Consider the following 12,975-nt stretch of genomic DNA (forward strand, 5'->3'; position numbering starts at 1 on the left):
CTCGGCGCGTCCCCGCGCCCGGCTTAACAGGAATCCAGGTCATGAACATTGCAAAAGGGTTGGTGGGTGCGGCGCTCTTGATGGCGGCGGCGCAAGGCGCGCAGGCGGCAACGGTAGACGTCGTGCGCCAGCGCGGCGCCGTGGCTTGCGGCACGACCACGGGCTTCGCCGGTTTCTCGGCGCCCGATGCGCAAGGTAAGTGGCAGGGTCTGGATGTGGACCTGTGCCGCGCCATTGCGGCGGCGGTGTTCGGTGACGCCAACAAGATCAAGGTGGTGCCGCTGAATTCGCAGCAGCGCTTCACCGCGCTGCAATCGGGCGAAGTGGACGTGCTCACGCGCAACACCACTGTCACTCAGCAGCGCGACACCGCGCTGGGCATCATTCACGCGGGCATCAACTTCTACGACGGCCAGGGGTTCCTGGTGCCGAAGTCGCTGGGGGTGAAAAGCGCCAAGGACATCAACGGCGCCACGATCTGCCTGCAAACCGGCACGTCCAACGAGAACACGCTGGCCGACTGGGCGCGCGCCAACAACGTGACGTACAAGCCGGTCGTGATCGAGACCTTCAACGAAGTGGTCAACGCCTTTGCCGCGGGCCGCTGCGATGTGTTCTCGACCGATGCATCGGGCTTGGCCTCGATCCGCATTTCCAAGCTGCAAAACCCGGACGATTACGTTGTGCTGCCGGAAATCATCTCGAAGGAACCGCTGGGCCCCTTCGTGCGCCAGGGCGACGATACGTGGCTGAACATCGTGCGCTGGTCGTTGTCGGCAATGATTGAAGCCGAAGAATACGGCGTCACGTCCAAGAACGTGGACGAGCAACTGAAAAGCGCTAACCCCAACATCAAGCGCATCCTGGGGGTTACGCCGGGCAGCGGCGCGAACCTGGGGCTGGACGAAAAGTGGGCCTACAACATCGTCAAGCAGGTGGGCAACTACGGCGAAAGCTTTGACCGCAATGTGGGCGAGGGCAGCCCGCTGAAGATCAAGCGCGGATTGAATGCGCAGTGGACCCAAGGCGGTTTGATGTACGCGTTGCCGATTCGTTGATGGCCAGGATGGGTTGTGCGCGATGGACTCCCACCGCGCGCAATCCATCATCCCCGCCGGTACAACTCAGCAATCTTCACAAACGCGGTACGCAGTTCCCGCGTGCCGCCTTGAATGATCACGGGCTTGCCCCGATGCGTGAAGATCACCAGCCGCTTTGAAAACAGCATCGGTACGAAGCGCGCGGCGCGCACGTCTTCCCATGCCACTTCGCGGCGCGTGAACCAGGTCTGGCGCAGGCCCTTTTCATCGATCGTGGTGATCGACGTCTGCATGTGCCACGACACAAACAGCAGCCCCACGAAACACAGCACCACCACCACGGCCAGCACGGTATCGAACGGCTGCGCGGGCGCGCGGATGGCGGTGGTGACGACCTGCACGCCCAGCACGGCCAGAATCACCCAGGCCAGGATGCGCACCCAGTCGGGCCAAGCCTGGCCCGACAGCGGCAGCGGGCCGATCTCGCGCAGCAGCGCCGCGCGGTCTTCGGTGGACGGGGCAGGGGCAGGCGTCGTCATGCGGCCCGTTTACGCGGCGCGTTTGGCGGCGATGGCGTTGCCCGCGCGGCTGGAACCCTTGCGGTTCAGATGCGCTGACATCCATTGGCCGATATCGACCACGGCGTCAAAGTCCACGCCCGTGTCGATGTCCAGCCCACGCAGCATGTACAGCACGTCTTCGGTGGCGACGTTGCCCGTGGCGCCCTTGGCGTAGGGGCAACCGCCCAGACCCGCGACCGAGGTGTGGAAAATCGAAATACCCGTTTCCAGCGCGGCCAGGATGTTGGCCAGCGCCTGGCCGTAGGTGTCATGGAAGTGGCCGGACACGTGAGCGGGGTTCACCACGCGCGTCACCGCCGTCATGACGTCGCGCACGCGCTGCGGGGTGCCGACGCCGATGGTGTCGGCAACGTCGATCTCATCAACCTGCATGGCCAGATAGCGCTGCGCCACATCGACCACGGCTTCAACGGGGACTTCGCCTTGGTAGGGACAGCCCAGCGCGCAGCTGATGCTGCCGCGCACGCGCATGCCGGCTTCGCGCGCGGCTTGCACCACGGGTTCGAAGCGGGCGATGGATTCGGCGATGGAGCAGTTGATGTTCTTTTGCGAAAACGCTTCGCTGGCGGCGCCGAAGATCACGATTTCGTCAGCGCCTGCGGCCAGCGCGCCTTCAAACCCCTTCATGTTGGGCGTCAGTACCGAGTAGATCGTGCCCGGGCGGCGCTCGATGCGCGCCATCACGTCGGCGCCGTCGGCCATTTGCGGCACCCACTTGGGTGACACGAACGACGCGGCTTCCACGTTGGGGAAGCCCGCGGCGGACAGCCGGTTGATCAGTTCCACCTTGATGTCGGTGGGCACGAATTCCTTTTCATTCTGCAGACCGTCGCGAGGCGACACCTCGACGATCTTCACGCGGGAGGGCAAAGCCATGTCTCTTCCTGGTTCGGTATTGGATGGCGCCGCGGGCAACGCGGCGGCGCTATCGGCAATAGTAGCGCCATCGCATGACGGGCTGCTTGGTCCATCGGACGGAGGCTTCGGTTGGATGCCGGCGCAAAAAGTCCCTACTTCAGACGCTGGTATCGGCCGTCGTCCAGGCGGGCGATGCGGCCCTGCAATTCGAGTTCGACCAGTTGCGCCTGCAAGTCGCCGATATCCAGCCCCGTGCGCGCCTGGATGGCGTCCAGGTGCAGCGGGTCGTAGCCCAGGGCGTCCAGCACGGGATGATCCGGTAACGCGGCCTCGGCCTCGCGCGTCCGGCGCACGGCAGGGGTGGGGCCGCCACCCAGTTCGTCGGTAATGTCCGCAGCGGTTTCGACAAGCTTGGCGCCCTGGCGGATCAGCGCATGGCAGCCGCGCGACAGCGGCGAATGAATGGAGCCGGGGATGGCGAACACCTCGCGCCCGCTTTCGCCGGCCAGCCGGGCCGTGATGAGCGAGCCGCTTTGCTTGGCGGCTTCGACCACCAGCACGCCGCGCGCCAAACCCGCCACGATGCGGTTGCGCTTGGGGAAGTGGGGCGGCAGCGCGCCCGTGCCCAATGGAAATTCAGAGACCAGCGCGCCGTGCGCCGCGATGCGGTGCGCCAGGTCGCGATGGCGCGCGGGGTAGATGCGGTCAATGCCGGTACCCATGACGGCGACCGTGCCCGCGCCATCGCGGCCGGCGTCCAGCGCGCCTTCGTGCGCGGCGGCGTCAATACCCAGCGCCAAGCCGCTGATGACCCGCCAGCCGTGTGCGGCCAGATGGCGGGCGAAGGCGCGGGCGTTTTCCTGGCCGCCGGGCGTGGCGTTGCGGGCGCCCACCACCGCCAGCGACGGGCCTTGCAGAAACGCCGGGTCGCCCGCCACATACAGCAGGATGGGCGGGTCGGCGATGGTCAGCAGGCTTTGCGGATAGGTCGGGTCAGCCAACGTCACGATGTGGCGGCCGGGGCCGCTGACCCATTCCAGCGCGCTCTCCACCAGCGCCGCCATCTCGGCCGGCATCGGGGCGGCCAGTTGCCGCGCCAGCGCTTCCGGAATGTGGCGGGAGAGCGCCGTGGCGCGTTGCGCGTAAATCTGCTCGGGCAGGCCCAGCGCGCTCAACAGCGTACAGGCGCTGGCAGAGCCGATGTTGGGCTCGAGCGATAAGCGCAACCAGGCGGACAGTTCGTCGGAAGAATGCGTAAGCGGCATGAGCAGGGACGGCGGGGTAAGGCGAGTCAGGCGTTAAGGGTCTGGCAGTGTCGCATGCGGGGGCAGCGGGGTGCGGGCCAGGCCGGGACAAAACCGTCACCGCAGCGTCGTTGTAAACGCGTCTGAAAAGCAGGGACACAACCGTGTCGACATCAACGGCGCAATGCCTGACTTAGCCGAAAACTATTAGAAATCAAGACTCTAATGAATTAAACTCTTACCCAAACCTTATTTTGGCGATTCCCCTTCAATGGCTTTACTTCCTATCCTTCGCTACCCGGACCCGCGCTTGCACAAAAAGGCCAAGCCGGTAGCCGAAGTCGACGACCGCATCCGCCAACTGGTGCGCGACATGGCCGAGACCATGTACGACGCGCCCGGCGTGGGCCTGGCCGCAACCCAGGTCGACGTGCATGAGCGCGTGGTCGTGATCGACGTGTCCGAAGACAGCAACGATCTGCTGACGCTGATCAACCCCGAGATCACCTGGCACAGCGACGACTACAAGATCTACGAAGAAGGCTGTCTGTCGGTGCCGGGCATCTACGACGAGGTCGAACGCGCCTCGCGTATTCGCTGCAAGGCGCTGGACATCGACGGCAAGCCCTTCGAGTTCGAAGCCGACGGCCTGCTGGCCGTGTGCGTGCAGCACGAACTGGATCACCTGGAAGGCAAGGTCTTCGTCGAATACCTGTCCAACCTGAAGCAGAACCGCATCAAGACCAAGCTGAAGAAGGCCGAGCGCGAAGCGCTGCGCGACTGATTCCCGGGTTGCTTCCCGCGGGTTGCTTCCCGATTTTCCACTCTTTGGTCCGACACCCCATGCGCCTAGTTTTTGCCGGCACGCCGGAATTCGCCCGTATCGCTTTCGACGCTTTGCGGGCCGCAGGTCACGAGATTCCGCTCGTCATGACTCAGCCCGACCGGCCCGCTGGCCGTGGCTTGAAGCTGACGCCCAGCCCGGTCAAACAGGCGGCTTTGGACGCCGGCATTCCCGTCGCCCAGCCACGCAGCCTGCGTCTGGACGGCCGCTATCCCGACGAGGCCGCCGAGGCTCGCGCGTTGTTGGAGCAGATTGCGCCGGACGTTATGGTGGTGGCGGCCTATGGCCTGATCCTGCCGCAATGGGTGCTGGACCTGCCGCGCCTGGGTTGCCTGAACATCCACGCCAGCTTGTTGCCGCGCTGGCGCGGCGCGGCGCCCATCCAGCGCGCCATTGAAGCGGGCGATGCGCAGACGGGTGTGACCATCATGCAGATGGATCAAGGCCTGGACACGGGCGACATGCTGCTGGAACGCGTGGTACCCATCAACGCTGACACCAACGCTGCGCAACTGCACGACGCGCTGGCCCTGGCCGGTGGCGAAGCCATTGTGCAAGCCCTGAACGCCTTGGCCCAGGGCGGTTTGACGCCAGTGAAGCAACCCGAAGACGGCGTGACGTACGCGGCCAAGCTGGACAAGGCCGAAGCCGCGCTGGACTGCACGCAACCGGCCGAATTGCTGGAGCGCCGCGTGCGCGCCTTCAACCCCGTGCCGGGCGCCAGCATTCGTTTGCCCGGCCTGGCCGACCCGGTGAAGGTGTGGCGCGCGCAGGTGGTTGCGTCTGACGCCACCGGCGAACCCGGCAGCGTGTTGCGTGCCGACGCATCAGGCATCGATATCGCCACGGGCAGCGGCGTGTTGCGCTTGCTGGAGTTGCAGAAAGCCGGTGGCAAGCGCCAGCCGGTGGATGTGTTCGTGCGCGGCTGGCAGCCGGGCTGAACGCTGACGTCTGGCAGCGCGGACCGCTCTGACGGACCCCGACGCTGCCAGCGTGTCTTACGGCTGGCGGCTGGCCAGCAAGTCCAGGTAGGCGCCCGACAGCAGTTGCTTCGCCGACACCCCCAGCCCCTCCATCAAGGTGCGGGCTTCTTCCATGCCATCGCTGGCGCTTTCGCCGTCGCGCAGCACCACTTCCAATTCCAGGAATTCTCCCAGGCCCTCGACGCGGTCCAGGTGGATGCGCGTGCGTCCGGCCATGAACACGACGCGCTGCTTCTTCACGCGGCCGATTGCGCCGTAAGCCAGCGTCAGCGCTTCGCGCAAGGTGTCGGGCGAGTCGGTGGGCGAGATCACGTAGAAGCTTTCTTTCGGCCCCTTGTCGTCGGCGCGCTGATAGAAGATAAGCTCGCCCGTGCCATCCGCAAACGCGCGCAGTTTCAGCCGGCCGTGGGTGCAGGCGAAGAAGGTGTCGTCTTGCGCGATGGCAACCGGTTCCTGGCCGGACAAGGCGGCAGCCAAGGGTTCGATGGCGTCCAGGCTATCCACCTGGGCCTTGATTTCCACATTGCGGGCCATGAGCGACACCTCTACGTTGCGATCAGTACAGCGTGCTGGCCACGCGGGCGGGCAAGTCGCGGTCGTAAGTCACGCCATCAAACGTGCCGGCCGTCAGGTCCGACAGCACGCGGCCGACGCTGGGCAAAGCGCTGCGCGGCACTTGGGTGGATGCGTCCCACAGCCGCGAACGCAGCAGCGCGCGCGAACACTGGAAGTACACAGTTTGCACATCCACGATCAGCACGGAACGCGGTAGCTTGCCATCCATTTCAAAACGCGCCAGCAAGGCCGGGTCAACGCTGATGCGGGCCGTGCCGTTCACGCGCAGGGTCTCGCCCACGCCGGGTATCAGAAACAACAACGCCACACGCGGATCGGCCAGCACGTTTTGCAGGCTGTCGACGCGGTTGTTGCCGCGGCGGTCGGGCAGCAGCAACGTCTTTTCGTCTTCGACCACCACGAAGCCTGCGGGGTCGCCGCGGGGTGACGCATCCAATCCGCCGGGGCCTGACGTTGCCAGCACGGCAAACGGCGCGGCCTCGATGAAGGCGCGATAGTGCGGGTGCACGTGATCCACTTCTTTCTTCAGCGAGGCTTCGCCGGGGGCGCCGTAGAGCGCCTGGAGGGCGGCGGCGTCAGTGATGAGGAGCGCGGGATCAGTGTGCATGGCAAGGTTCCGGTTCAGGCCAGGATGGCGGAAAGGTCGTCGACAGCAAGGAATTGTTCGTCCGGGCCGCGTTCACGCAGCGCGTCCATGTGGTTATAGCCCCAAGCGACGGAACCGACACGCACGCCGGCCTTGCGGGCGGCGTCGATGTCGCGCATCTCGTCGCCTACCAGCAAGAAACGTTCCGGCGCGATGGTGTGGCGGCGCATCAGGCGGTCGATCTTGGCGGCCTTGCCGAACAGGTCGGTGCCGCATTCATAGTCGTCAAACAGCGCGGCCGTTTCCGCGCCCAGCACGCGCTGCACATTTTCGATGGAGTTCGAGCTCACCACCGCCAGCCGCATGCCGCTGGCCTTCAACTGCGCGAGCGCGGCAGGAATGCCGTCGAACAGGTGCACGCTGGGGTCGATGTCCTGCATCAGCGTGCGCACGTGCGTCATGATCGACGGCAGCTTCCACAGCGGGATGCCCAGATACTTCAGGATCTCGGAGGCTTCGCGGTGGCGCAGCTGGTCGCGTTCCGACAAGTCGATTTTGCGAAAACCATACTTGTCAGCCACCGTGTTGAGGATGGAATTGAACCAGGGCATGGTGTCCGCCAGGGTTCCGTCGAAATCAAAAGCAGCAAGGTCGTATTTCAAGTAATCAATCCGATAGCCGGCTGGCGGCAAGGCCTACAAGCCGTTGGGGTGAAGCAGATAATGGACGACCGGCGCCAGGCCTTCCAGCGGCGGCGCGCTGGCCACGACGCGGGCAGCGTTGGTCCACGGGTAGTCCAGGCCCAGCAGCCAGCCAAAGACGGCGGGCATGTCGCCGGGCGGCAGCGTCACCATGGTTTCGATGGTGATGGTCAGGTCGGTCGCGCGATACGGTTCGGGCTGGAATTTCCAGTCATAGCGGCCACAGCCCACGCGCACGTTGCCGGTGGCCTTTTCCGTCATGCCGACGATCCAGTCGCATTGGTAATCTGGCAGCCGCTCGCCGGACTCGGGGCGCGACAGGTAGAACGTGTACACGTTCTCGTAGGTTTGGCCGAATTTGCGCACCAGCGTGTCGGCAATTGCGGCTGCGCCATGCGATTCGGGCGGGAAGGCAATGGCCTGCGTGCGCAGCGCCATTTTCAGCACGGCGTCGGGGGCGAACGCACGCATCATGAAGTGCGGGCGGTTTTCGTCCTTCGCGTGAAAGTAGTCGCGCAGCACAGATTCGGTGCTGGAAGGGGACAACGAATCAGAGGACATTACGTGGGTTTCCGTCATGGTCTTGATATGGGTGTCAGGCGGCCTTGATGGGATCGAACCATTTCGAGACATTGGGCGGCTCGTAAATGGCGTAGCGGTCAAGCAGCACGGCCGGGTCTTCTTCCACCACCAGCATGTCGCGATGCTGCGGACGGATGAAGGCTTCGTCGACGGCATGATCCACAAACTGGACCAGCGCATCGTAGTACCCCGCAATGTTCAGCAAGCCGCAGGGCTTTTGATGCATGTTCAATTGCGCCCAGGTCCAGACTTCGAAGAATTCCTCAAGCGTGCCGGCGCCGCCGGGCAGAGCGATGAAGCCGTCGGCCTTGTCGATCATCATGGCCTTGCGTTCGTGCATGTTCTGCACCAGGTGCAGCTCGGTCAGGCCGCGATGCGCCTGTTCCTTCTTTTGCAGCAACTCGGGAATCACGCCAATCACGCGGCCGCCGCCCGCCAGCACTTCATTGGCGATCACGCCCATGATGCCGACGACCGATCCGCCGTACACCAGGCCCAGATCCCGTTTGACCAGTTCGCGGGCCAGTACGCGGGCTTGCTCGATGTAGTCGGGGCGCGTGCCCGGATTCGAGCCGCAATACACGCAGATGTTCTTCAGAGTCATAAAAGGGTTGCAGATTGCCGGGCCAGTTACAGATTGCGTCACCGGCTTTTCGGGAAGCCGATAGTTTACGCAAGGTTTGACCGAGGGGTTTTCGCCCCTTGGGGGTGGCGCAAAACGGGGGCGGGAGCAATGTTTGGACACAGCAAGATCCGCCATGATCGGTAGACTCAATCATTCGGTACGACTGGATATCCAGCGTCGTCGTGCTTTCACTAACCTAGAGGAGCTAACGATATGGAACAAGCAACCCGAAACCCCCGCCCCTTCGACATGGACGTGAAGGCGATACGCGCCAAGGCGCGTCAGGATATTGAATCTGGCGCCGTCACGGACAGCTACCGTGCAGACCGGCAGACCGTGTTGAAACTGCTGAACGAGGCGCTGGCCACCGAGATCGTCTGTGTGCTGCGCTACAAGCGCCACTACTTCATGGCCCGTGGATTGAACGCCGAACCGGTGGCCGCGGAATTCGCCGAACACGCGGCGCAGGAACAGCAGCACGCGGACCAACTGGCCGAACGCATCGTGCAGCTGGGCGGCGAACCGAACCTGTCGCCCAAGGGCATTCTTGACCGCAGTCACTCCGAGTATGTCGAAGGCAATACGCTGGAAGACATGATCAAGGAAAACCTGATCGCTGAGCGCATCGCCATCGACAGCTATCGCCAGATGATCGAATACATCGGCGAACAGGACTCCACCACGCGCCGCATGCTGGAAGAAATCCTGGCGGTGGAAGAGGAACATGCCGACGATATGTCGGACTTTCTGGCCAAGACGTAAGCGAAAGCAGCAATAGGAAGACGGATGCGCGACCGCGCAGACGTAAAAAACCCCGGCCTTGCGAGGCCGGGTTTTGTTTTGGGGTGAAGGCGTTTTTCGCTTTTCGCCTTGCCCGCCATGATCAGATCACGTCGCCCCACAGGTCGTATTCGTCGGAATCCGTGACGCGCACGCGCACCATGTCGCCCGCCTTCAAGGGCTTGTCCGAACTGACGTAGACACAGCCGTCGATCTCGGGCGCGTCGGCGCTGCTGCGGCCCACGGCGCCGTCTTCGTCGACCTCATCAATCAGCACATCGATCTCGCGGCCGACCTTGCGGGCCAGGCGCGCGGTCGAGATGCCTTGCTGCAATTCCATGAAGCGTTCCCAGCGGTCTTGCTTCACGTCGTCCGGCACGGGGTTGTCCAGCAGATTCGCGGGCGCGCCTTCCACCGGCGAATACTGGAAACAGCCCACGCGGTCCAGCTGCGCTTCCTGCATCCAGTCGAGCAGGTACTGGAAGTCTTCCTCGGTTTCGCCGGGAAAACCCACGATGAAGGTCGAACGAATGGTCAGGTCGGGGCAGATCTCGCGCCAGCGCTTGATGCGCGCCAGCGTCTTGTCTTCAAACGCCGGGCGCTTCATGGCCTTCAGGATGCGCGGGCTGGCGTGCTGGAAGGGAATGTCCAGGTACGGCAGGATCTTGCCTTCCGCCATCAGCGGAATCACTTCGTCCACATGCGGATACGGGTACACGTAGTGCAGGCGCGTCCAGATGCCCATTTCGGACAAGGCCAGACAGAGCTCGGTCATGCGCGTCTTGACCGGGCGGCCGTTCCAGAACCCGCTGCGGTACTTCACATCCACGCCGTAGGCGCTGGTGTCTTGCGAGATCACCAGCATTTCCTTCACGCCGGCTTTGACCAGGCGCTCGGCTTCGCTCAAGACATCGCCCACCGGACGGCTGACGAGGTCGCCGCGCATCGACGGAATAATGCAGAAGCTGCAACGGTGATTACAGCCTTCCGAGATCTTCAGATACGCGTAGTGGCGCGGCGTGAGCTTCACGCCTTGCGGCGGCACCAGATCCAGATAGGGGTTGTGGTCCTGCTTGGGCGGCGCGGCCTCATGCACGGCACGCACCACCTCTTCATATTGCTGAGGGCCAGTCACCGCGAGCACGCTGGGGTGCACCTTGCGAATCACCGATTCCTCAACGCCCATACAGCCGGTGACGATCACCTTGCCGTTTTCGGCCAGCGCTTCGCCAATGGCTTCCAGCGACTCCGCCTTGGCGCTGTCGATGAATCCACAGGTGTTGACGACGACGACGTCCGCGTCGTTGTACTCGGGCGTGACTTCGTACCCTTCGGTGCGCAGTTGGGTCAGGATGCGTTCGGAGTCGACCAGGGCTTTAGGACAGCCCAGGCTGACGAAGCCGACTTTGGGGGAAGACATGGAATACCTCGGTGGGCGCGAGCCGGCGCCAATGATCAAAAGCTGCGCAATTTTAGCGCGGGCAGAGCGGGGGCCGTTATTTTAGGGGAAACCGCCGAAAATCAAAGGGTTACTTGCATGGGACCGGGCGCAATGTGTCCCAGGCGCTGCGGCGCCGTTCCCTGGCAGGGACGGAAAAGTGAAAATCTGAAAATTACTAAAATCCATCAACGTCGCCCAATAGCATTAAAACGTCGTTCAAATATTAGTAAAAATCAGATTTTGACCCATTGCGGCGATTTCTTGTGGTTATTGGCTATCTTGTATCGCAAACTACATCCACATTTAGTTTCATCGAGATAGATGGCGCCCGCGGCTCGCTGCGGCGCCGAACCGTTATGAATTCCCATTGGTGCCGGCGTGTCGCCGCAAGTATTTTGATCGCGGCGGGCGCTTTTCCCACCGAGCCCATCGCGCAGACTCCGCCGGAAGCGGTGCTGCGACCCGTGGAGGTTGAACGCAGACAAGAGCAAGAGCTGGACGCCCAGCGCGCCCGCGCGGCCGAGCGTCCGGACGTCATGTCCTCGGGCGGCGATACCGGCGCAGCCGGGCTGGAGCTGCCCGTTGAGACGCCTTGCTTCGTGATTCGCGATCTGTCCTGGGAGCAAGCCGCGCCACCCACGGCCATGGCTGAGGCCGCAAGCGGCGTCATCGTCGGCCACTGCGTCGGCGGGCAAGGCTTGCGCCGCTTGCAAGACCATCTGAATGGTTTGCTGATTCAAGGCGGGCAAGTCACCGCGAGGGTGGTCGTGCCTGAACAGTCCCTGGCCGCAGGGGTGCTGACCTTGCGCTACTTGCCGGGCCGCATTTCCGGCGTGCAAGACGAAGGCGCCATCGGCTGGTGGCGCACCGCGATGCCGACTGGCCCCGGCGGCAATTTGAATCAGCGCGATCTGGACCAGGCGTTGGAGAACATTCGCCGGCTTCGCGGCCAGTCCGACGCCGCCATCGATGTCGCTCCGGGCCCGGAACTGGGCGACTCCGACATCATCCTGCGCCCAGGCACCGGCAAACGCTGGCATGGCTATGTGGGCGGCGACAACGGCGGGCTGGATGCCATCGGCAAGTATCAGGTCAACGCCGGGCTGACCCTGGATTCCCCTTTGTTCCTGTACGACCAGTTGTCCGTCGCGTGGAACAGCAACGCGCGCTGGCGCGACGCAGATTCAAACACGCGGGCGGCGTCCATCCACTACAACATTCCGTTTGGCTACTGGGCCGTGTTCGCCAGCGCCAGCAAATCCACCTATCGCCAAGCCGTGGCCGGCTTCGATGAGCCCATCGTCTACGGGGGCACGACCAAGCAGGTGCAAGCGGGCGTGTCGCTGGTGCCTTATCGCGGCGCTGATTACAAGGGCACGGCGACGTTGGCCCTGCTGCGCAAACGCGTTGGCAGCACGTTGAACGATGAGCCCATCGATGTTCAACGGCGCGACGTCACGGGCTACGACTTGAACGTTGCGCACCGCCACTATCTGGGCCGCGCGGTGCTGGACATGGGCGCAGGCGTGCGCGGCACGCTGACCGGCTTGTCCGACCAGCCCGGCTACGTCTACGGCAAGCCCGACTGGAACGGCCGCAGCACCATCGTTGCCGCCAATGCCGGCCTGTACCTGCCGTTCCAGATGGCGGACCAACCCTGGGCCTACCACGTGAACTGGCAAATCCAGCATGCCAAGACGCCCGTGGTGCCCTCGGACTATTTCACCATCGGCAACCGCTATGCGGTGCGTGGTTTCGACGGACAGATGACCTTGGCGGCCGAAGACGGCTGGACGCTGCGCAACGACTTGTCGCTGGGGCTGGACAACATGCTGGGAGCGCCCGGCCATCAACTGTATGCGGGCGTGGACGTGGGGCGCGTGGGCGGCGAATCGGCGCAATGGTTATCGGGGCGCACGTTGGCAGGAGCGGTCACCGGACTGCGCGGGCGCTTATCGGTTCCGTACGTTCAAGCCAGCTACGACCTGTCTGCCGGTTGGCCGTTGAAAAAACCTGAGTCGTTAAAGACCGCCTCTACCGTTTTCGCCGCCGCCTTGATGTTCGAGTTCTGATGCCGCGGCCTTGTGCCGCCGGCTTTCCTGATTGATCTGGTCGACATCGCCCGGGGCTTGTG

At 63.7% G+C, this 12,975-nt stretch carries 14 protein-coding genes; 5 read left to right on the forward strand and 9 right to left on the reverse strand.

The window, feature by feature from the left end:
* Positions 1-41: 41 nt before the first annotated feature.
* On the forward strand, positions 42-1,058 hold the full coding sequence (locus HV765_RS29010) for an amino acid ABC transporter substrate-binding protein (protein ID WP_054420645.1): 1,017 nt from the start codon (positions 42-44) through the stop codon (positions 1,056-1,058).
* A 47-nt stretch (positions 1,059-1,105) separates the two neighbouring features.
* Here the strand turns inward: HV765_RS29010 and HV765_RS29015 are convergent, their stop codons facing one another.
* The 3 genes from HV765_RS29015 to dprA form a co-directional block, all read right to left on the reverse strand.
* On the reverse strand, positions 1,106-1,579 hold the full coding sequence (locus HV765_RS29015; protein ID WP_175171734.1) for a hypothetical protein: 474 nt from the start codon (positions 1,577-1,579) through the stop codon (positions 1,106-1,108).
* Between the two features lie 9 nt (positions 1,580-1,588).
* The gene (locus HV765_RS29020; RefSeq protein WP_054420643.1) at positions 1,589-2,497 is read right to left on the reverse strand and encodes a hydroxymethylglutaryl-CoA lyase; all 909 of its coding nucleotides are present in this window, start codon (positions 2,495-2,497) and stop codon (positions 1,589-1,591) included.
* Positions 2,498-2,631: 134 nt separating this feature from the next.
* Positions 2,632-3,744 carry a DNA-processing protein DprA gene (gene dprA, locus HV765_RS29025; protein WP_175171735.1) on the reverse strand — a complete coding sequence of 371 codons (1,113 nt, stop codon included), beginning with the start codon at positions 3,742-3,744 and terminating at the stop codon, positions 2,632-2,634.
* Positions 3,745-3,994: 250 nt separating this feature from the next.
* Between dprA and def the strand changes: the two genes are divergently transcribed.
* Together def and fmt are read left to right on the forward strand one after the other, a co-directional pair.
* Positions 3,995-4,507 (forward strand): peptide deformylase, encoded by a 513-nt coding sequence (gene def, locus HV765_RS29030; RefSeq protein WP_175171736.1) that lies wholly within the window; start codon positions 3,995-3,997, stop codon positions 4,505-4,507.
* A gap of 59 nt (positions 4,508-4,566) precedes the next feature.
* A complete protein-coding gene (gene fmt / locus HV765_RS29035) occupies positions 4,567-5,508 on the forward strand; it encodes a methionyl-tRNA formyltransferase (RefSeq protein WP_175171737.1) in 942 nt (313 codons plus the stop codon).
* Between the two features lie 57 nt (positions 5,509-5,565).
* On the opposite strand, the gene HV765_RS29040 is transcribed toward fmt, so the two are convergent.
* Genes HV765_RS29040 through HV765_RS29060 form a run of 5 tightly spaced genes read right to left on the reverse strand, consistent with a single transcriptional unit; the run spans position 5,566 to position 8,599 of the window.
* Positions 5,566-6,084, reverse strand: coding sequence for a class IV adenylate cyclase (locus HV765_RS29040; RefSeq protein ID WP_175171738.1), 519 nt, complete (start codon positions 6,082-6,084; stop codon positions 5,566-5,568).
* Between the two features lie 22 nt (positions 6,085-6,106).
* Positions 6,107-6,733 carry a pyridoxamine 5'-phosphate oxidase family protein gene (locus tag HV765_RS29045; protein WP_175171739.1) on the reverse strand — a complete coding sequence of 209 codons (627 nt, stop codon included), beginning with the start codon at positions 6,731-6,733 and terminating at the stop codon, positions 6,107-6,109.
* Positions 6,734-6,747: 14 nt separating this feature from the next.
* On the reverse strand, positions 6,748-7,374 hold the full coding sequence (locus tag HV765_RS29050) for an HAD hydrolase-like protein (RefSeq protein WP_054420637.1): 627 nt from the start codon (positions 7,372-7,374) through the stop codon (positions 6,748-6,750).
* A gap of 33 nt (positions 7,375-7,407) precedes the next feature.
* A complete protein-coding gene (locus tag HV765_RS29055; RefSeq protein WP_175171740.1) occupies positions 7,408-7,974 on the reverse strand; it encodes a hypothetical protein in 567 nt (188 codons plus the stop codon).
* 34 nt (positions 7,975-8,008) lie between these two features.
* Positions 8,009-8,599, reverse strand: a complete 591-nt coding sequence (locus HV765_RS29060; RefSeq protein ID WP_054420635.1) for an LOG family protein — start codon at positions 8,597-8,599, stop codon at positions 8,009-8,011.
* 234 nt (positions 8,600-8,833) lie between these two features.
* Between HV765_RS29060 and HV765_RS29065 the strand changes: the two genes are divergently transcribed.
* Positions 8,834-9,382 carry a ferritin-like domain-containing protein gene (locus tag HV765_RS29065; protein WP_054420634.1) on the forward strand — a complete coding sequence of 183 codons (549 nt, stop codon included), beginning with the start codon at positions 8,834-8,836 and terminating at the stop codon, positions 9,380-9,382.
* Between the two features lie 121 nt (positions 9,383-9,503).
* On the opposite strand, the gene rimO is transcribed toward HV765_RS29065, so the two are convergent.
* Positions 9,504-10,820: a 30S ribosomal protein S12 methylthiotransferase RimO gene (rimO, locus tag HV765_RS29070; protein ID WP_054420633.1), complete on the reverse strand. Its 1,317-nt coding sequence runs from the start codon at positions 10,818-10,820 to the stop codon at positions 9,504-9,506.
* Between the two features lie 377 nt (positions 10,821-11,197).
* Here rimO and HV765_RS29075 point away from each other — a divergent pair, with 377 nt between their 5' ends.
* On the forward strand, positions 11,198-12,913 hold the full coding sequence (locus HV765_RS29075) for a ShlB/FhaC/HecB family hemolysin secretion/activation protein (RefSeq protein WP_175171741.1): 1,716 nt from the start codon (positions 11,198-11,200) through the stop codon (positions 12,911-12,913).
* The last annotated feature ends 62 nt before the right edge of the window (positions 12,914-12,975 follow it).

The organism is Achromobacter kerstersii (assembly GCF_902859595.1).
GTDB classification, from domain to species: Bacteria; Pseudomonadota; Gammaproteobacteria; order Burkholderiales; family Burkholderiaceae_B; genus Achromobacter; species Achromobacter kerstersii.